This window comes from Bradyrhizobium sp. UFLA05-125 (genome assembly GCF_059803515.1).
Genome location: NZ_JBANBJ010000001.1, coordinates 586492 through 604165 on the forward strand (window position 1 = coordinate 586492; position 17674 = coordinate 604165).

Consider the following 17674-nt stretch of genomic DNA (forward strand, 5'->3'; position numbering starts at 1 on the left):
GACAGCTCAGTCGTCGGACCGCGGTGCGCTCCTCGGAAGGATCAGCCGCACATACGTCCCTGCCCCCAGCTCGCTGTCCAGCCTGATGCGGCCGCCCAGGCGTTCGGTGACGACACCATGGACGACGTGCAGTCCAAGCCCCGTCGCGCCATGGTGACGTCGCGTGGTGAAGAACGGATCGAAAGCGGAGTGCTTGACGTCCGGCGGCATTCCGCGGCCGTCGTCGGACACGACGAGCTCGACCTGATCATCACCCGCAGATCTCAGATCGACACGGATCTGACCTCCGGCACCATCCGGCCATGCATGGGTCATGGCATTCATGACCAGATGGGTCAGAACCTGCCCGAAGGGACCGGGATAGCTGTCCATTTCGAGACCTCGCGCGAGGCGCAGATCGAGTGCGATACCGCGGCGATGGCATTCGCGATCGAGATGCGACAGCAATTGCTCCGACAATTCGGCAGCGTCGAAGCGGCGCAGCGCTGATTGACCCGGATCGAGCGCGACCTGCTTGAAGGACTGGATCCGCTCCGCCGCGCGCGACAGGTTGGCGATGAGCTGGGCGGACGCGTCGCCGGCGAGGCTGATGAACTCGTTGAGGCTCGAGCGTCGAACCTTGCCGCCCGCAACTTCCGAGGTGAAGGCCTCCGACTTGCGCTGAAGCGTCGAGGCGATCGTCAGGCTGCTGCCCACGGGACCGTTGATTTCGTGCGCCACGCCGGCAACCATCCGGCCGAGCGCCGCGAGCTTTTCGGCCTCGATCAGCGACTGCTGGGTCTCGCGCAAATGACGCAACGCGGTTTCGGCGGCGTCCCTTGCCTTGCGCACCTCCGCCTCGGCGCGCTTGCGTTCGGTGATTTCCTCGGCCGCGACGTTGACCGCGATGATATCGCCGCTCGGCGCACGCAGCGGATGCCAGTAGGTCACCCAGTAACGCTCCTCGGCCTGATCGGCGCGCTGGCCGGCGACCTCTATGCCGACCACCGGCTCTCCAGTATCCATGATCGAGCGGACGATCTCTGCGACGGTATCCGCCAAGGCCGGAACGCAATCCCGCACGAAGCGGCCGAGATGGTTTTCGACCGAGATGCCGCAGATCTCGGTGAGCCGCTGGTTGATTTGCAGGTAACGGCAATCCGGGGAGAGGCAGGCAAGTCCAATTGGTGCAGTGTCGTAAATCGATTTCAGAGCGGGCTGCTCCGGAAACAGCAACACCTCGGATGCGAGCGCTGATTTTGACGCCTGTACCATGACCGCCTCGACATTGTTTTTGTACGTTCGAGTCGCATCCTCTTTGGCTGAGCCGGCCCCTCGCCGCTATCGTTCCAGGACGACACACAGCGTCTCTCCGGCTTCGGCAAAACCGCGGTATACTATCCAAATCCTGCAAAATTGAGATTGCGGCCGTGTCGCCTCAATGCGCGTGTCCATCCCTGCCCGTCAGCTTCGCCAGCTCGCTCGCCGTCTCCAGGATCATGTCGATCCGCTGCTGCAAGCGCTGCTGCAAATCGGGGATGTTGACCTTGTCGGTGACACGGTAGGCATTGCCGATGCGTTCCACATATCCCTGCCTGATCATCTCCTCGAGCCTGCGCAGCACGGTTGCGCGTGGCAGCTTCAGCGCGGCCGCAACCATGCTCGCCCGCACCGGCGAGCACATCGCGGTTCGCAGGAACAGGTAGATGCCAATAGTGCGGAAGGTGGCGCTGTCGTTCTGCCTGACGAAGTCGGCGCCGTAGTCGTCGTTGAGGCTGCGGATCAGGCCGAGATAGAGCCTGCTCAGCAGCATGCGCTCCCGCGCCATCGCGATGCGGGCCGGCGGCTGGACGGTGTCGAGCAGGACGAACTCCTCGCCCGCAACCGACCACTTTTCGGCAGAACTGCTCTTGTCGGAATGATCGTGGAAAAGGGCCATGGCCATGATCCATCAAAACGATACCGCAGGCCAAGTTTATCGCCTTGGTGGCACCGTCGGATAGGCAAATTTGCGGCAGGGAACCCGAACTTCGAGATTGTGACCCCAGGCGGCTGGCTGCTCGGAAACGCAAATCTCGATCAAACGATTGTCCCGAAAATCGTTCATTTTCGCGGCGCAACGAACGCTGCGCAGGCCCGATTTAAGCCTCATCCTCTCCGGATTTGCGGCTCATTGCCACCCAACTCTTTGACGAGAAGGGGGACAGTGACGTGTTGCGTAAGGCGTAGCCGGGAGACCAGGATGGGCAACCGAACCGCGAAATTCCTATCGGCTCTGTTTGCGAGCGTACTCGCCGGCATACCTTTGAGTGCGGAATCGCAAAACGCGGCGAGCGCCCCGGACGCAGCAGACGCGCAGAATGCGTCGCAAAATTCGTCAAGCGCCACCGACGATTGCCTTCGCGCACCGAAGGGCACAGCGCCCGAGGGTCAGCACTGGTACTATCGCGTCGAACGCGGCACCAAGCGGCAGTGCTGGTATCTGCGGGAGGAAGGCGCGAAAACTGCCCAGAGCGCGCAGACGACACAAAGCGCACAGGCGACGCAGAGCGCGCCGGCGACGCAGAGCGCGCCGGCGACCTCAGCCACGCAGAAGGCCGACAAGCCTGCGCCGCGCTCGGTGCAGGACGCGCACGCCGAACTCCCAACACAGACCGCTTCTGCAACAACCGACGCGACCGCATCAATTCCGACGCCGAGCGTACCTAGCACACCGCCCGCAGCGCTTCAGCGTCCGGTCGCGGTGGCCGATGCCGGTGCAGGCCAGCCGACCGTCGATGCGCGCTGGCCCGACCCGGGTGCGGCCCCCTCGCCCGCCCCGCAAGCCGCGCCCGCGCCCGCGCCGAAACTCGCCGATGCACGGCCCGCGCCCAAACCGCAGACTTCGCCCTCCGCCGGCTCGATGACGCTCGCCTCGGCCGATGCCCCGGCCGAAAAGCCGACCGGTTCGCTGCAGACCCTGCTGCTCGTCATCGGCGGTGCGCTGGCGCTCGCCGGCATCACCGGCAGCGTCATCTATCGCTTCGCCGGCTCGCGCAGGCGCGTCCAGGCTGAAGGCGGCCGCCGCCGCGTCAATTGGGAGCCCGCGCAGGACGACAGGAGCCACGCGCCGTGGATCGATGCGGCGGCAACTGCCGCACCGCGCGCACAGCGGCCGCGCCCGGTCGATTTCGGTGCTGCGCTGGCCACGGCGGCCAACGCCAATGGCAAGACCGCCAATGGCAAGACCAATGGCGCCTCCGCGCTGCACGTGGATCAGCGTCTCGAGGATGCAACGAGCGAGTTCGAAGAGCTGGTCCCCGAGGATCTGGACCGCAAGGACCTGCACGTCGCATCGGGCGCGGAAACCGACGAGCCGCATGTCGCCGCTGTCGATGCAGCTGCGGATGACGGCGACGACCGCGATGCCGACGCGGTCGATATCGATGCGATCACCGCGATCCTGGAACGGCTGGCGAAGGAAGGCCCGCGGCTGGCGCCGCCTAACCCTGAAGCTGACCTTGCAGACCTCGTACAAAGCCAACGACGCCAATCCGCCGCTCGCGCTTGAGGCGCTCGGCCTTCAGGATCGACTGCACCTCGGAGAAGGCTTCATCGACATCGTGGTTGATGACGATGTAGTCGTACTCGGCCCAGTGGCTCATCTCGTGGCTGGCGCGGCTCATCCGGTTGCGGATCACCTCGTCGGAATCCTGCGCACGCGAGTGCAGGCGCTTCTCGAGATCCGCCGCCGAGGGCGGCAGGATGAAGACGCTGACGACGTCGGCGCGCGCCTTCTCGCGCAGTTGCTGCGTGCCCTGCCAGTCGATGTCGAACAGCACGTCCTGCCCTGCCGACAGCGCGGCCTCGACCGGAGCGCGCGGCGTGCCGTAGCGGTTGTCGAACACGATCGCCCATTCCAGCAGTTCGTCACCCTTCACCATCGCCTCGAAGCGCGGCTTGTCGACGAACAGGTAGTCACGGCCGTCGACCTCGCCGGGCCGCATCGCGCGCGTGGTCGCGGAGACCGACATCTTCAGTCCGGGCATTCGCTCGATCAACAGGCGCGACAGCGTCGTTTTGCCCGCGCCGGAGGGTGAGGACAGCACGAACATCAGTCCGCGCCGCTCGACACCATCAGTTCCGTGACCGCCCGTCGTCATCGATCACTCCAGATTCTGAACCTGCTCGCGGAACTGCTCGACCACATTCTTCATGGCGAGCCCCGTATTGGTCAGCTCGATGTCGTTCGACTTCGAGCAGCAGGTGTTGACCTCGCGGTGAAACTCCTGCGCCAGGAAATCGAGCTTGCGCCCGATCGGGCCGCCCTTGCCGATCAACTCGCGCGCCTGCGCGACATGGGAGGCGATGCGGTCGAGCTCCTCGCGGATGTCGGCCTTGGTCGCGATCAGGATCGCTTCCTGCATCAGGCGATCCTGATCGAAGCGATCGGAGGTGTCGAGCAACGTCGCGATCTGCTCGGCGAGTTTTGCCTTGATCGCCTCCGGCTTGCGGCCGGGCGCGGCTTCCGCCTTCTTCGCCAGCGCCTCGATCTCGTCCACGCGCTGGGTCAGGATCTGACCAAGCGAGGTACCCTCGCGCTTGCGCATGTCGAGGAGCTCGGCGAGCGCCTTGTCGAAGGCTTCGGCCGCGGCGGCGCGCGCCGCCTTGTCCTCTTCCTCGTTGCCTTCGGGCTCGGCGACCTCGATGACGCCCTTGATGGCCAAAAGCCCGTCGATGCTCGGCGCCACCGCGTCGACCTTGCCGGCGATCTGCGAGGCGGCCTTCAGCACGGCTGAGAGCACGTCCTCGTTGATCCGCACGGTCGCCTCGGCGTTGGTGCGCTTGACGTTGAGATTGGCGTAGACCGTGCCGCGCGACAGAACCTCGCCGGCGCGTTTCTTCGCGTGGGCCTCGAGCTCGTCAAAGCCCTGCGGCAGCCGCACGCGCAGGTCAAAGCCCTTGGCGTTGACCGACTTCAATTCCCATTCGAACGTATACGGCCCGCTCGCGCCGTGGCTTCGGGCAAAGCCGGTCATGGACGACAGCGCCATCGGGTGAACTTCTCCAGACAGATGAGATTCGCAAAGCCATCAAGGCACGCGAATCTTAAGACCATTTTGCCGCAAAGTGGTATCCGTAACCACCGCAGGTGAGCCTTGCGGCCCTAGCGCTGGATAACCTGCGGCGAGGGTTGCGCAGCTCCCTGGCGGGCCGGGGCCTGATTGGCCGGGCGAGTCGCGGGCGGCCTCTTCTGCTGGGTCGGCCTGGGCGGCGTGGTTGCGGTCGGCGCCGTATCTGCGCCGGCGGGCGCGGCGGCGGCCGGCGCCTGGGCGTCGTCGGCCGGCTCGACCGTGTCGTTCTGGATCTGCTTCTCCATCGCGCGCAGTTTTGCGACGTTCTTCTGGTGCGCGTCGTAGGTCTCGGTGAAGGCGTGCCCGCCGGTGCCGTCGGCAACGAAATAGAGGTCGCGGGTGCGGGCCGGATTGGCAGCAGCCTCCAGCGAGGCGCGGCCGGGATTGGAGATCGGCCCCGGCGGCAGGCCGTCGATCACGTAGGTATTGTAGGGCGAGGGCTGGGTGATCTCGCTGCGCTTGATCGGGCGGCCGAGCGTGCCCTTGCCACCGACGAGGCCATAAATGATCGTCGGATCGGACTGCAGCTTGATCTTCTGCTTCAGGCGATTGACGAACACGGCCGCGACACGGCTGCGCTCGTCGGGCTTGCCGGTCTCCTTCTCGACGATCGAGGCGAGCGTCACCAGTTGCTCCGGCGTCTTGATCGGAATGTCCTGGCTGCGGCGTTCCCAGATTTCGGCGAGCACGCGCTTGTGTGCCTGCTGCATGCGCTGAACGACCTGCTCGCGCGTGGTGCCGCGCGGGAACTTGTAGGTCTCCGGCAGCAACGTGCCCTCCCGCGGCACTTCGCGCACGCTGCCGGTGAAGATGTCATTGTCCGAAAGCCGCGCCACGATCTGCTCGGAGGTCAGACCTTCCGGAATCGTTACCGCATGCTGCACCACCTTGCCTTCGACGATGGTGGCGATGACGTCGCGCAAGGACGCGTTCTTCTGGAACGAATATTCGCCGGGCTTCAGGTCCGAACTCGCCTTCAGCGCGAAGACACTGGCGATGAAGACCCAAGGATTGACGTCGGTGACGCCTTCCCTGTTCAGGACGTCGGCGATGTCGCGCTTGCCCGCACGCGAGGGGATGTTGACGATCTTGTCTTCCTGGAGCGGCCCCGCCGCCTCGAGCACCTGCCGACCGTAATAATAGACCGCGCCGGCCCCAAGCATCGCGATCAGGAGGATGGTAATGATGGCGTTGCCGATCACCACGAAGGGGTTTCGCGCGCGGTCCGACCGCTTCGGCGGCGGCGGCACCTGTTCAGGCTCCAGCGCAGCGCGCGGGCTTCGGGGCGAAATGGGCGGCCTTTCACTCATCGAAAACCTGAATCCTGCCGGTTCAATCGCAGCCTGACAATCGTCTGCCCGGCTAATAGCACACGCCCGCAACTATGACTTAGGCAAAACGGTGAATTCGTCTCAAACGCGAGCTAATCGGCCAGACGCCTGACGATCACCGATGCGTTGGTACCGCCAAAACCGAATGAATTCGACAACGCCACGTTGATCTCGCGCTTCTTCGCCGCCTGCGGCACGAGATCGATCGCGGTTTCGACCGACGGGTGCTCGAGGTTGATGGTCGGCGGCGCGATGTTGTCGCGAATCGCCAGCATGGCGAAAATCGCCTCGATCGCGCCCGCTGCACCGAGGAGATGCCCGGTCGAGGATTTGGTCGAGGACATCGCGACCTTGGACGCCGCGTTGCCGAGCAGCCGCTCAACCGCACCGAGTTCGATCTCGTCGCCGAGCGGCGTCGAGGTGCCATGCGCGTTGATGTAGTCGAGATCGGCCGGCGTCAGCCCGGCGCGCTTCAACGCGGCCGACATGCTGCGGAAGCCGCCGTCCCCATCCGGAGATGGCGAGGTGATGTGATAGGCATCGCCCGACAGGCCATAGCCGATCACCTCGGCATAGATCCTCGCGCCACGGCGCCTAGCGTGCTCGATCTCTTCGAGGATCACCACGCCCGCGCCCTCGCCCATCACGAAGCCGTCGCGATCCTTGTCATAAGGCCGCGAGGCCTTCTCGGGCGTATCGTTGAATCCGGTCGACAACGCGCGCGCCGCGTTGAAGCCGGCGATCCCGATGCGGCTGATCGGCGATTCCGCACCGCCGGCGACCATCACGTCGGCATCGCCCAGCGCGATCAGACGGGCGGCATCACCGATCGCATGCGCGCCGGTCGAACAGGCCGTGACCACGGAATGGTTCGGCCCCTTCAGCCCATGCTCGATCGAGACGTAACCGGAGGTGAGATTGATCAGCCGGCCCGGAATGAAGAACGGAGAGACCCGGCGTGGCCCGCGCTCCTTCAGCAGGATTGCGGTCTCCGCGATGCCGTTGAGGCCGCCGATGCCGGAGCCGATCAGGGTGCCGGTCGCGCACTTGTCCTCTTCGTTCTCAGGATGCCAGTTGGCATCGTTGAGGGCCTGCGTCGCCGCAGCCATCGCGAAGATGATGAAGTCGTCGACCTTGCGCTGGTCCTTCGGCTCCATCCACTGGTCGGCATTGAAAGTGCCGTTCGAACCGTCGCCGCGCGGCACGACGCAAGCGATCTTGGTCTGCAGATCGGAGACGTCGAACGTCTCGATCTTGCGCGCCCCACTCTCGCCGTTCAGGATACGCTGCCAGGTCGGTTCGACGCCGCAGCCGAGTGGCGACACCATGCCGAGGCCCGTGACGACAACTCGTCTCATATCCCGAAACTCCGGTTCTCAAGGAATCGCGGCCGATAATAAGAAACCGGTGGATCGCTGTAACGATCCGTCCGGTTTCGTGGCTCGACCGCGGATTTTGGAGCCTTAGCTCTTCGCGTTCTTCTCGAGAAACTTGGTCGCGTCGCCGACGGTGAGAATCGTTTCCGCGGCGTCGTCCGGAATCTCGCAACCGAACTCTTCTTCGAACGCCATCACCAGCTCGACGGTGTCCAGACTGTCGGCGCCGAGGTCGTCAATGAAGCTCGCGCTGTCGATAACCTTCTCGGGTTCAACACCAAGGTGTTCGACCACGATCTTCTTAACCCGTTCGCCAATGTCACTCATTGCTTAACCTCGTGTTGTTCCCTGTAGACCCGACCCCCCGGGACGATACGAGCCGTCGTGGTCGTTTAACTGCCTTTGCGTACGAACTTGATTTGGCCCCATCCTAGCCGATGCAGGGCCCGGCGAACGACGGCCAAGGCTCCGCATCGCCAATATACAGGGTTTCAAAAACCTGCAATGGCGTTCTTTGCCCATCCGTTGAAGGTCCGGTTATCACACTTCAATTGCCTTGACTACAAGCCTCAATTCGCTTCGGAAACGGCCGTTTGCCGCATCCGGTCCGCCCGGCCCTCGGCCGGCCGGATTACGTTCAGATCATGGCCATGCCGCCGTTGACGTGGATGGTCTGGCCGGTGACGTAGCCTGCTTCGTTGGAGCTGAGATACACCGCAGCTGCAGCAATATCCTCCGGCGTCCCCAGCCGGGCGGCCGGAACCTTGGTCAGAATCGTCTCGCGCTGCTTGTCGTTGAGTGCGTCCGTCATCGGCGTCTTGATGAAGCCGGGCGCAATGCAGTTCGCGGTCACGCCGCGCTTGGCATATTCGGCGCCGAGCGTCTTGATCATGCCGATCAGGCCCGCCTTCGAGGCGGTGTAGTTGCCCTGCCCGGGATTGCCGGTGACGCCGACCACCGAGGTGATCGCGATGATGCGGCCGAAGCGCTTGCGCATCATCAGCTTGGTCGCGGCGCGCGCGAGGCGGAAGGTCGCGGTGAGGTTGACGTTGATGACCTCTTCCCAGTCCTCGTCACGGAGTTGCACGAAGAGATTGTCGCGCGTGATGCCGGCATTGGCGACGAGGATGTCGACCTGCCCCATCGCAGCTTCCGCGGCGGGCACCAGCGCCTCGACCTCGTCGGCCTTGGAGAGATTGCACGGCAGCACGTGCACGCGCTCGCCGAGCTTGCCGGCAAGCTCGTCCAGCACCTCTTTCCGCGTCCCCGAAATCGAAACCGTGGCGCCCTGCGCGTGCAGTGCCAGCGCGATCGCGCCGCCGATGCCGCCGGTCGCGCCGGTGACGAGCGCCTTCCTGCCAGTCAGATCGAACATCGATAGCTCCTCAACCCTGCTTCGCGGCAGCCAAGGCGTCTTTCAAGGCGTCCTTGGCCGCGGCAATATCGTTTGGCCCACCGACGGCCACGCCGACGGCGCCGTCCGCAATGCGCTTGACGAGACCCGTCAGCACCTTGCCCGCGCCGATTTCGAAGAAGCGCGTCACGCCGTGACCCGCCATATAGGAGACCGACTCGCGCCAGCGCACCGTGCCGGTGACCTGCTCGACCAGACGGCGCCGGATCTCGTCGGGATCGGTGATGGCGCTTGCCAGCACGTTCGAGACCAGGGGCGCCGCGGGCGCCTTGATCGTGACCTTGGACAGCGCCTCAGCCATGGCATCGGCGGCAGGTTGCATCAGCTTGCAATGGAAGGGCGCGGATACCGGCAGCAGCATCGCGCGCTTGGCACCCTTGCCCTTGGCGATCTCGACGGCGCGATCGACCGCCGCCTTGTCGCCGGAGACCACGACCTGACCGCCGCCATTGTCGTTGGCGGCCTGGCAAACCTGGCCCTGCGCCGCCTCATGAGCGACCTCCATGGCCGCCTCGTAGTCGAGGCCGAGCAGCGCGGCCATCGCGCCGGCGCCGACCGGGACGGCCTTTTGCATTGCGAGCCCGCGTGTGCGCAGCAGCCGCGCGGTATCGGAAATCGTCAGGCTCCCAGCCGCAGCCAGCGCCGAATATTCGCCGAGCGAGTGCCCAGCGACGAAGGCCGCATCCCGCCCCACGGAAAATCCGGCCTCGGCCTCCAGCACGCGCAAGGTGGCGAGCGAGACCGCCATCAAGGCCGGCTGGGCGTTTTCGGTAAGCTGGAGGGTCTCCGCCGGGCCATCCCAGATGGTGGCCGTGAGCTTTTCCCCAAGCGCGGCATCGACCTCGTCGAACACGGCGCGGGCCGCAGGAAAGGCTTCGGCCAGGGCCTTGCCCATGCCGACGGCCTGGGAACCCTGCCCCGGAAATGTGAATGCTGCCGTCATCGGCGCTCCCTGGCTCGCTGAGCCTCATTAGGACCGGGCGGCCATTCTACGCCGGGCGCGGGCCGTTTCCCGATCATGCTCCAAAGGGGGCCGTAGACACTGACCGGGGCCGGAATGTCAAGCCGCGACGACGTCCGGGACCGGGGATCACTGACGGATTACGCCCCACCGCCGGCCCCCGATGCAGCCTGATTCATCCCTCCCGGCCCGACCGCGCGGCCATGGGCTGCTGCCATGCCTTCCGGCGGACGGTGCAGCCGCCATGCAGCAAACATTTACGCTGTCTGGAACTCGCTGGTGCGCTTTAAGCCACCTTAAATACCGGCTGTCGAAATTGCGGCCATGGCATCCGTAGTTACACCGACTTCGACAGCTTCCACCGCTGCCGCGCAACCGCAGCTGTGGTGGCACGGCTGCGTCGACTGGTTGCTTGCCGGCCCGACCTCGCAGCCCGACGACATTCATAACGAGTTTCTTCAGCAAAGGACCAACAAGACGAAGACGCTCGCGGTGGCGGTGCTCGCGTCCCTGCTGATCGCATCGCTCGCCGCTGCCTTGACTGGCGCCGCATGGGCCTATGCCTGGGTGCTGGCAGAACTGGTCCTGGGCAGCACCCGAATCTACCTGATGATGAAAGCCTTCGCGCGAGCCAAGGCCGACGGGCCAGGTGCCGCGAGCGGCACGCCGGTCTGGGTCGGCCTGCTATCCGTGATCCTGATTTCTGCGGGCTGCTATCAATGCGTCGCATCGGGACAGCTGCCACTGGTCCTGACCGCCGGCGTCGGCCTCGCCAACCTGACCGGTGGAATTACCTCGCGTAGCGCCGGAACGCCGCGCTATGGAATTCTCATGATCTGCATCCTGACGCTGCCCTTTGCGGTGGCCACGATGCTGTCCCCGATTCCCTTCCTGTTCATCGTCGGCCTGCAAACCCCGGTCTACACCGCGGGATTGATTTTCCTGCTGCTTGAAAATCACAAGATCCTGCTCAACCTGCATCGCTCCGAGCGCAACAATCGCCAGATGGCGCACCACGACCTGCTCACCGGTCTTCCCAATCGCGCCCTGAACCGGAAGCTGTTTTCGGAGCTGCTCGACGGACCATGGCCGGAGGCCGCGTCACCATCGGCCGCGAAGCTCACCGTGTTTTGCGTCGATCTCGACAACTTCAAGGGCGTCAACGACCGGCTCGGACATGCGGCCGGCGACGCCGTCCTCGTCGCCGTCGCGGACCGCCTGCGCGCCAGCGTGCGCGAGGCCGATGTCGTCTGCCGCGTTGGTGGCGACGAATTCGTGATCCTACTGCCCGACATCGCGGACACCGAGGCCGCCGACATTGCCCGGCGGATCATCGCGCGGGTTTCCGAACCATTCGAATTTGCGCCGGCGGCGCGTGTCGGCGCAAGCATCGGGCTCGCAACGGCGCCCCGGGACGGGATGACCGCAGATGAATTGCTGAGCGCGGCGGACCGCGCGATGTACGAGGCCAAGCGCCGCGGCAAGGGCGGCTTCGTGATTCACGCCTCCGACATCGAAGAGATCACCGAGGTGGTGCCACTCGTTCCCGCGGCAAGAGCTCCTGCGCTGGCCGACTAGAACCCGCCTGCCTTCTGATCCGCGCCGACCTCGGCGCCCGCCTGCGCGCGGCGAACGCTGCTGACCAATTGCCCGGGACGATCATCGCGGTTTGGCTTGGCCGTCGCGAGCCGCAGCACCGCGAGATAGTTCGGCTGCACCTCCATGCGGCCAGCGTGCCGGCTCTCGCTCAGCAGGCGATGCACCTTGGGCAAATTGTAGCAGGGCACATAGAACAAGAGGTGATGCTCGAGGTGATAGTTCACGTAGTACGGCGCGATGAACAGCCGCTCGAGAAAATTGGCATGCGTGGTGCGGGTGTTACGCAGGGGATCGTGGCTGTCGGGCACGACCGCATGCTCGGCGATGTTGCGGATACGTGTAATGACCATCTGCCAGGTCAAAAGCGGCACCAGCCATAGCAGCGGATAGGCCCACCAAACGCCGGTGGCCGCGAGCACTGCAAACAGCAGCGCATTCATAACGCATTGCGGCCCGAGCTTCTCCCAGAAATGCGCGGCGCGCTGCGACCACGGCCATTCCTTCTGACCGAGCGCATTGAGCAGTTGCGCCTTGCGCTGCTGATAGCCGGTCTGCCCGGTGATATCGCGGATGAACTTGCGCCGGTAGCTCAGCTGGGTGATTGGGAACGGCGCCGACAGCACGAGATCGGGGTCGTCTTCCTGCTGCGTGCGCGCATGGTGCTGCAAATGATAGCGGCGATAGCTGCGCGTCTCAGCGAAGATCGGATAGGCGCAGAACCACTGGCTCAGCGCCAGATTGGTCTTTTCATCCGGCGACAGGCAGCCATGCGCGCCGTCATGCATGAGGATCGCCAAGCCCAGCTGGCGCGAGCCGACGATCGCGACCGCGAGAATGTAGGTCAGCGGATTCGGCCACCACGCAACCAGTGCGATCGCAGCCGCGATCAGCGCCCAGGCGTGCGCGATCAGTGCTACGCCCTTCCAGGTGACGCGCTCGCGCACGTCGACGAGTTGGTCTTCGGTCAGGAAATCGCGGGCACGCATGCGAAGCGCGGTCATGGCCTAACTCTCCTCGTCCGATGGTGTTGATGCGTCGCGATCCCCGACGAGCCGCAGGCGCGCCGCATCGCCAGCCGATTTCGCCTGCCCGCCGAGCACGCGCAGCATCTCTGCGCACAGCTCATCCGGCGAGCGGCCCATCGCGTAGCCTTCCACGATGACGCCGATCGCCACCGCCCAGAACCTGCGTGAGCTCTCGTCCGGCGCGCGCAGCGTCCGCCAGCCGTGGCGCTCGATCTGGGCCGCGTAGGCGCGCGCGCCCTCGGTGTGCAGGCGCTCGATGGTGCGCTCGACCAGCGGCGCAAGATCTTGTCGTCGCCGTGTCAACGTCAGCGCTTCGGCGAAGAAGGCCACTGAATCGGTCGCCGTGACTGTCTGCGCGAGCGCGTGCGTGTAGGCCTGCGGCGTGTGCGCCCTGAGCGCCGCCTGCTCGGTGGCGCGCGCCAGATACAGCAGATCGCGGCAGGCGCATTCGACGAACAGCGCCTCCTTGGTGCGGAAGTAATAGGTGATCTGGCTCGGAAACGCGTTCGCGGCGGTCGCGATGTCGGAAATCGATGTCCCGGAAAGCCCCTGCTCCCTGAACAAGGGACTAGCAGCATCGAGGAGCAGCGAGCGCATCTTGCGCCCCGCCGAACGGGTGGCCCGAGCTGTATGCTTCGGGTCGCCCCGAGGCGCTTCCAGCGGATCCTTGACGGATTTGACCATCGGCTCCTCCCGTCATTTATTTGTATGCTATACAAACAAATAAATCAAGACAAAGGTGCGCGCGGCCTTGGGTTGCGCTGGAATCGAAAGGGGCCGCTCCTGAGCGGCCCCTTGCCGGTAAAAATGGTTTCGAGATGAAATTCAGCCCCGGCAGTCACAACCCTACAACTTTCCATAAATTCTGGGGATTCCGTACAAGCGCGGTGTTCCCGCACCGGAACCGGCCGCAATCCTGTTCGCTTGCGGTTCTCCCAAAACCCGCCTGCCGAACCTTGCCAAGCCGCCCAAAATCCGTATAAAGCGCGCCATCCGCAGACCCCGGCCGGGAGCTGAACGGACGGTCTCAGCAAATTCACTTGTTGATTTTGATGTGGCAGGGCCAGTCGGCCCGTCGTCCCGTGTTTCCGCCTTCTGAGCTTAATCCCAGAGTCCTTTCCGAAGGCCTCTTAAGGGCTTGACGCCGGGTGAAGCGCCAACATGAGGAAAGGACTTCCATGCCTCTTTACGAGCATGTCTTTCTCGCGCGTCAGGACGCGAGCCCGCAGCAGGTTGAAGAGCTGACGACCCAGATGACCGGTATCGTCGAGGGTCTCGGCGGCAAGGTCACCAAGACCGAGAACTGGGGCGTGCGCTCCCTCACCTACCGCATGAACAAGAACCGCAAGGCGCACTTCGTGCTGCTCAACATCGACGCGCCGTCCGCGGCGATCGCCGAGATCGAGCGCCAGGAGCGCATCAGCGAAGACGTGATCCGCTATCTCAGCGTCCGCGTCGAGGAGCTCGAGGAAGGTCCCTCCGCGATGATGCGCAAGGCCGACCGCGATCGCGAGCGCGATGACCGCGGCGGTGGATTCCGCGGCGAGCGTGAAGGCGGCTTCCGTGGCGACCGCGAAGGCGGCTTCCGCGGTGACCGCGGCCCGCGCCGTCCGCGCGACGAAGCTGAAACGACGGATGGGGAGTAAGAACAATGGCTGAAGCTGGTGCACGCCGTCCGTTTTTCCGTCGCCGCAAGAGCTGCCCGTTCACGGGCGCCAACGCGCCGAAGATCGACTACAAGGATTCCAAGCTGTTGATGCGTTACGTCTCCGAGCGCGGCAAGATCGTGCCGAGCCGCATCACGGCCGTGTCCGCCAAGAAGCAGCGTGAGCTCGCCCGCGCCATCAAGCGCGCGCGGTTCCTCGGCCTCTTGCCCTACGTGATCCGCTAAACGACGTTTCGACCGGTGGCCCCATAGCCGCCGGTCGTATCATTCAAACTCATAAGGCTTCCGGGTCGTCCGGTTGCCGATGGTTGGGGCGAAATGCCTCTAACCGCTCGAAGGGAGCGGGACAGCTGATGATGGCACTTGTACTCATTGCCCTGATCGCCGGCGCTGCGTCGGCGCTGATGTTCGCCTCGATCGTCTCGGGCGCGCTGATCTCGCTCGTCCTGTTCTACCTCTCGCCCCTGCCGCTGATGGTCGCCGCGATCGGCTGGGGACCGCTTTATGCGAGCCTTGGCGGCATCGCTGCCGCGATCGGCCTCGGCGCCATTTTCGGTCTGCCCTACTGCCTCGCCTTCGCCGTCACGGTCGCGCTGCCGGCCTGGTGGCTCGGCCATCTCGTGCTGCTCGGCCGCCATACCACGCCTGCCGTGATCACGGCGGGCGCGGAGCAAACGGCCGAAGCTGAGATCGAATGGTATCCGGTCGGGCGCATCCTGCTCTGGATCGCGGGCTTTGCCGCGCTGATCACGATCGCTGCGCTGCTCACGCTCGGCAGCGATGCCGAGGGCATCACGACCTCGCTGCGCCGCGGCTTGATGCGCATCCTGCACGCGGCCGATCCGCAAGTCTCCGGCGATACCGACCAGTTCATCGATGCGCTGGCGACCGTCGCACCGGCCGTCGCCACCATCGTTTCGATGATGACGCTCACCCTCAACCTCTGGCTCGCGGCCAAGGTGACGGCGACGTCGGGGCGGCTGCGCCGTCCCTGGCCCGCGCTGATGACCGCCGAGCTGCCACCGATGACGCTCGCTGTGCTGTGCATCGCCATTGCCTTCTGCTTCGCCGGCGGGCTGATCGCGATCGCCGCGCAGATCATCACGGCGGCGTTGATGATGGCCTATGCGCTGACCGGCTTCGCTGTGCTGCATACGCTGACGCTTGCGCTGAAGAGCCGCGCCTTCTGGCTCGGCTCGACTTACGCCGTCGTCGTCGTGCTCGGATGGCCCGTGATCGCGATGATCGCGCTCGGGCTTGCCGATGCCGTCTTCGGCTTCCGCGAGCGCTTCCTGCGCAACCGGCCGCCGCCACTGCCAACCCCTTAAGTCCAACCCAAATCCCAACTCACAGAACTTCAAAAGGAGAACGATTATGGAAGTCATTTTGCTGGAACGCGTGGCCAAGCTCGGCCAGATGGGCGAAGTCGTGAAGGTTCGCGACGGCTATGCCCGCAATTTCCTGCTCAAGCGCGGCAAGGCGCTGCGCGCCACCGCCGACAACCGCGCCAAGTATGACGGCATGAAGGCCGACCTCGAGGCCCGCAACCTCGCATCCAAGGCCGAGGCGTCCAAGGTCGCCGAGAAGATCGAGGGCAAGAACATCACCGTGATCCGTCAGGCTTCCGAAGCCGGCCAGCTGTTCGGCTCGGTCACCGTGCGCGACATCGTGATGGCGTTCGAAGCGGACGGCATCTCGCTCGCCCGCCCGCAGGTGCAGCTCGACGCGCCGATCAAGACCATCGGCAAGCACACCATCACGATCGCCGTTCACCCCGAGGTCGAGGTCGAGGTCACCGTGACGGTCGCGCGTAGCCAGGAAGAGGCCGAGCGCATCAACCGCGGCGAGGACATCTCGACCCGCAACGAGGACCGCGACGCGGCCGCGGAAGCAATCGCCGCCGCCGGCGAGTTCTTCGATCCGGAAGCTCAGCACGACGACGTTGCGCCGGCGGCGGAAGCGACCGAAGAGTAAGCCGAGCGCTCACACGACGAACGGAAGCCCTGCCGCCTAAGCGGCCGGGCTTTTCGTTTTGGCAGCGACGTTCTCTCTTTAACGGGAGATCGGAGGGACCGGCGAGCCGGACGACTCCGCTGGAGCCGACGGGGCGGCCGCGGTCGGCGGCGCATCCTGCGGCTTGGCCGCCGGTGCAGAGGCGCCACTGCCGTTTGAAGAGGCATCGGCGGGCTTCGCCGCAGTGTCGGCTGGCTTCTGCTCGGGCGCAGCCTCGGCCGGTTTCGCCGGCGGAGCCGGCGTCACCTGCGGCACCGGATCGGGCCGCAGCGCGGGCGTCTGGCTGGTCGAAGGCTCGACCTTGGCGCTTTCGGGCTTGTCGGCGGGCTTCTCCGCCGGCTTGTCCTTCGCGCTGTCAGGCTTGGCTTCGGGATCGACCTTGGCGCTGTCGTTCCTCGTATCGTTTTTCTTGTCCTCGGCAGGTGGCTCGGCTGCGGCAGGCATGTCCTTGGGCGTTTCGCCCCTGGGCGTCTCGGCCTTCGGAGCTTCCTCCGGCTCGGGCCTGCCGCGCTTGCTCAGTCGCTGCTTGGACTTGCGGCCCTCGGGACCGCGCTCATTGGTCGCCTGGCCCTCGGGCTTGGTGCCTTCATTTGCACCATCCTTCGACCCCTCTTCGCTCGGCCGCGCCATCCGCCTCGAACCGGCGCGACCGGTTTCGGATGCGGGAGCGCCCTCGCCCTCCGGCTTCGCCGCGTCCTGGTGCTGGCGCCGGCTGGGATGCTCGGACTGTTGCGTGGCGCTGGAATTGGCGTCCTTCTCCTTAGCGCCGTCCTTCTTGTCCTTGCCGTCCTTGGCCTGGTAGCGCGTGTCGGTCGCGCCATTGGAGACGAGATAGGAGGAGAGCACACCCGCCATGTCCGAGCTCGTGGTGTAGTGCTGGCGCAGGAAGCCCGGCAGCGAGCCCGGCGGCACCGACTTGAGAAGCCCCCGCGGCGACTTGTGGCAGGCATTGCAGGTCTGGGCGAAGATCTGGGACGGGCTCTTGCCGGCCTCGAGGTTCGTCGCCTGCGCTAACGCAGCCTCTGGAGCACCAAGGCCAATCAGAAGCAACACCGTCGCGAGGCTGAGCGCTCGGCTCGACATCCCGTCATCTCCATTGAAAATACGCAAGAAGGCCGGCCCGCGCGTCGGGCGGCGCCGGCAGCGGGTCACCTTTTAGCCGATTGAGCCGCAATTGGAAGCGCGCTCATGACGCA

18 protein-coding genes are annotated in these 17674 nt (G+C 65.1%); 6 read left to right on the plus strand and 12 right to left on the minus strand.

Going from position 1 to position 17674, the window contains the following annotated elements; genetic code table 11:
• Positions 1-6: 6 nt before the first annotated feature.
• Together SO156_RS02900 and SO156_RS02905 are read right to left on the minus strand one after the other, a co-directional pair.
• Positions 7-1254: a sensor histidine kinase gene (locus SO156_RS02900; protein ID WP_458151105.1), complete on the minus strand. Its 1248-nt coding sequence runs from the start codon at positions 1252-1254 to the stop codon at positions 7-9.
• A gap of 163 nt (positions 1255-1417) precedes the next feature.
• Positions 1418-1918 (minus strand): helix-turn-helix domain-containing protein, encoded by a 501-nt coding sequence (locus SO156_RS02905; protein ID WP_458151106.1) that lies wholly within the window; start codon positions 1916-1918, stop codon positions 1418-1420.
• Positions 1919-2221: 303 nt separating this feature from the next.
• Here SO156_RS02905 and SO156_RS02910 point away from each other — a divergent pair, with 303 nt between their 5' ends.
• Positions 2222-3529, plus strand: coding sequence for a hypothetical protein (locus SO156_RS02910; protein WP_498533757.1), 1308 nt, complete (start codon positions 2222-2224; stop codon positions 3527-3529).
• On the opposite strand, the gene gmk is transcribed toward SO156_RS02910, so the two are convergent.
• From gmk to fabD, 7 genes are all read right to left on the minus strand, one after another.
• A complete protein-coding gene (gene gmk, locus SO156_RS02915) occupies positions 3462-4121 on the minus strand; it encodes a guanylate kinase (protein WP_458151108.1) in 660 nt (219 codons plus the stop codon). The two genes, SO156_RS02910 and gmk, sit on opposite strands and share 68 nt — an antisense overlap.
• 3 nt (positions 4122-4124) lie before the next feature.
• Positions 4125-5012, minus strand: a complete 888-nt coding sequence (locus SO156_RS02920; RefSeq protein ID WP_458151109.1) for a YicC/YloC family endoribonuclease — start codon at positions 5010-5012, stop codon at positions 4125-4127.
• Between the two features lie 113 nt (positions 5013-5125).
• Positions 5126-6403, minus strand: a complete 1278-nt coding sequence (gene mltG, locus SO156_RS02925; protein WP_498533758.1) for an endolytic transglycosylase MltG — start codon at positions 6401-6403, stop codon at positions 5126-5128.
• Positions 6404-6516: 113 nt separating this feature from the next.
• Positions 6517-7782, minus strand: coding sequence for a beta-ketoacyl-ACP synthase II (fabF, locus tag SO156_RS02930; protein WP_498533759.1), 1266 nt, complete (start codon positions 7780-7782; stop codon positions 6517-6519).
• 105 nt (positions 7783-7887) lie between these two features.
• Positions 7888-8127 (minus strand): acyl carrier protein, encoded by a 240-nt coding sequence (locus SO156_RS02935; RefSeq protein ID WP_027522576.1) that lies wholly within the window; start codon positions 8125-8127, stop codon positions 7888-7890.
• Between the two features lie 310 nt (positions 8128-8437).
• Entirely contained in the window at positions 8438-9175 is a 738-nt protein-coding gene (fabG, locus tag SO156_RS02940) for a 3-oxoacyl-[acyl-carrier-protein] reductase (protein ID WP_458151112.1), read from the minus strand.
• Positions 9176-9185: 10 nt separating this feature from the next.
• On the minus strand, positions 9186-10157 hold the full coding sequence (gene fabD, locus SO156_RS02945) for an ACP S-malonyltransferase (protein ID WP_458151113.1): 972 nt from the start codon (positions 10155-10157) through the stop codon (positions 9186-9188).
• 342 nt (positions 10158-10499) lie between these two features.
• Between fabD and SO156_RS02950 the strand changes: the two genes are divergently transcribed.
• Entirely contained in the window at positions 10500-11753 is a 1254-nt protein-coding gene (locus SO156_RS02950) for a diguanylate cyclase domain-containing protein (protein ID WP_458151114.1), read from the plus strand.
• On the opposite strand, the gene SO156_RS02955 is transcribed toward SO156_RS02950, so the two are convergent.
• Entirely contained in the window at positions 11750-12775 is a 1026-nt protein-coding gene (locus SO156_RS02955; RefSeq protein ID WP_458151115.1) for a fatty acid desaturase family protein, read from the minus strand. The two genes, SO156_RS02950 and SO156_RS02955, sit on opposite strands and share 4 nt — an antisense overlap.
• Positions 12776-12778: 3 nt before the next feature.
• Complete coding sequence (locus SO156_RS02960) at positions 12779-13483, minus strand: TetR/AcrR family transcriptional regulator C-terminal domain-containing protein (RefSeq protein ID WP_498533760.1); 705 nt, start codon at positions 13481-13483, stop codon at positions 12779-12781.
• 494 nt (positions 13484-13977) lie between these two features.
• Here SO156_RS02960 and rpsF point away from each other — a divergent pair, with 494 nt between their 5' ends.
• The 4 genes from rpsF (at position 13978) to rplI (ending at position 16439) form a co-directional block, all read left to right on the plus strand.
• Positions 13978-14445 (plus strand): 30S ribosomal protein S6, encoded by a 468-nt coding sequence (gene rpsF / locus SO156_RS02965; RefSeq protein WP_449378574.1) that lies wholly within the window; start codon positions 13978-13980, stop codon positions 14443-14445.
• A 5-nt stretch (positions 14446-14450) separates the two neighbouring features.
• Entirely contained in the window at positions 14451-14690 is a 240-nt protein-coding gene (gene rpsR / locus SO156_RS02970; protein WP_007592020.1) for a 30S ribosomal protein S18, read from the plus strand.
• A 128-nt stretch (positions 14691-14818) separates the two neighbouring features.
• Positions 14819-15793: a DUF2232 domain-containing protein gene (locus SO156_RS02975; RefSeq protein ID WP_498533761.1), complete on the plus strand. Its 975-nt coding sequence runs from the start codon at positions 14819-14821 to the stop codon at positions 15791-15793.
• Between the two features lie 46 nt (positions 15794-15839).
• Positions 15840-16439, plus strand: coding sequence for a 50S ribosomal protein L9 (gene rplI / locus SO156_RS02980; protein ID WP_458145130.1), 600 nt, complete (start codon positions 15840-15842; stop codon positions 16437-16439).
• 78 nt (positions 16440-16517) lie between these two features.
• On the opposite strand, the gene SO156_RS02985 is transcribed toward rplI, so the two are convergent.
• The gene (locus SO156_RS02985; protein WP_498533762.1) at positions 16518-17561 is read right to left on the minus strand and encodes a hypothetical protein; all 1044 of its coding nucleotides are present in this window, start codon (positions 17559-17561) and stop codon (positions 16518-16520) included.
• Positions 17562-17674: the final 113 nt, after the last annotated feature.

Bases quoted from the DNA above. Each gene is read 5' to 3' on its own strand.
- fabF (WP_498533759.1), bottom strand. From the start codon at position 7,782: ATGAGACGAGTTGTCGTCACGGGCCTCGGCATGGTGTCGCCACTCGGC.
- SO156_RS02975 (WP_498533761.1), top strand. From the start codon at position 14,819: ATGATGGCACTTGTACTCATTGCCCTGATCGCCGGCGCTGCGTCGGCG.
- SO156_RS02910 (WP_498533757.1), top strand. From the start codon at position 2,222: ATGGGCAACCGAACCGCGAAATTCCTATCGGCTCTGTTTGCGAGCGTA.
- fabG (WP_458151112.1), bottom strand. From the start codon at position 9,175: ATGTTCGATCTGACTGGCAGGAAGGCGCTCGTCACCGGCGCGACCGGC.
- rpsR (WP_007592020.1), top strand. From the start codon at position 14,451: ATGGCTGAAGCTGGTGCACGCCGTCCGTTTTTCCGTCGCCGCAAGAGC.
- SO156_RS02905 (WP_458151106.1), bottom strand. From the start codon at position 1,918: ATGGCCCTTTTCCACGATCATTCCGACAAGAGCAGTTCTGCCGAAAAG.
- SO156_RS02950 (WP_458151114.1), top strand. From the start codon at position 10,500: ATGGCATCCGTAGTTACACCGACTTCGACAGCTTCCACCGCTGCCGCG.
- SO156_RS02955 (WP_458151115.1), bottom strand. From the start codon at position 12,775: ATGACCGCGCTTCGCATGCGTGCCCGCGATTTCCTGACCGAAGACCAA.
- SO156_RS02920 (WP_458151109.1), bottom strand. From the start codon at position 5,012: ATGGCGCTGTCGTCCATGACCGGCTTTGCCCGAAGCCACGGCGCGAGC.
- mltG (WP_498533758.1), bottom strand. From the start codon at position 6,403: ATGAGTGAAAGGCCGCCCATTTCGCCCCGAAGCCCGCGCGCTGCGCTG.
- SO156_RS02935 (WP_027522576.1), bottom strand. From the start codon at position 8,127: ATGAGTGACATTGGCGAACGGGTTAAGAAGATCGTGGTCGAACACCTT.
- fabD (WP_458151113.1), bottom strand. From the start codon at position 10,157: ATGACGGCAGCATTCACATTTCCGGGGCAGGGTTCCCAGGCCGTCGGC.
- SO156_RS02985 (WP_498533762.1), bottom strand. From the start codon at position 17,561: ATGTCGAGCCGAGCGCTCAGCCTCGCGACGGTGTTGCTTCTGATTGGC.
- rplI (WP_458145130.1), top strand. From the start codon at position 15,840: ATGGAAGTCATTTTGCTGGAACGCGTGGCCAAGCTCGGCCAGATGGGC.
- gmk (WP_458151108.1), bottom strand. From the start codon at position 4,121: ATGACGACGGGCGGTCACGGAACTGATGGTGTCGAGCGGCGCGGACTG.
- rpsF (WP_449378574.1), top strand. From the start codon at position 13,978: ATGCCTCTTTACGAGCATGTCTTTCTCGCGCGTCAGGACGCGAGCCCG.
- SO156_RS02900 (WP_458151105.1), bottom strand. From the start codon at position 1,254: ATGGTACAGGCGTCAAAATCAGCGCTCGCATCCGAGGTGTTGCTGTTT.
- SO156_RS02960 (WP_498533760.1), bottom strand. From the start codon at position 13,483: ATGGTCAAATCCGTCAAGGATCCGCTGGAAGCGCCTCGGGGCGACCCG.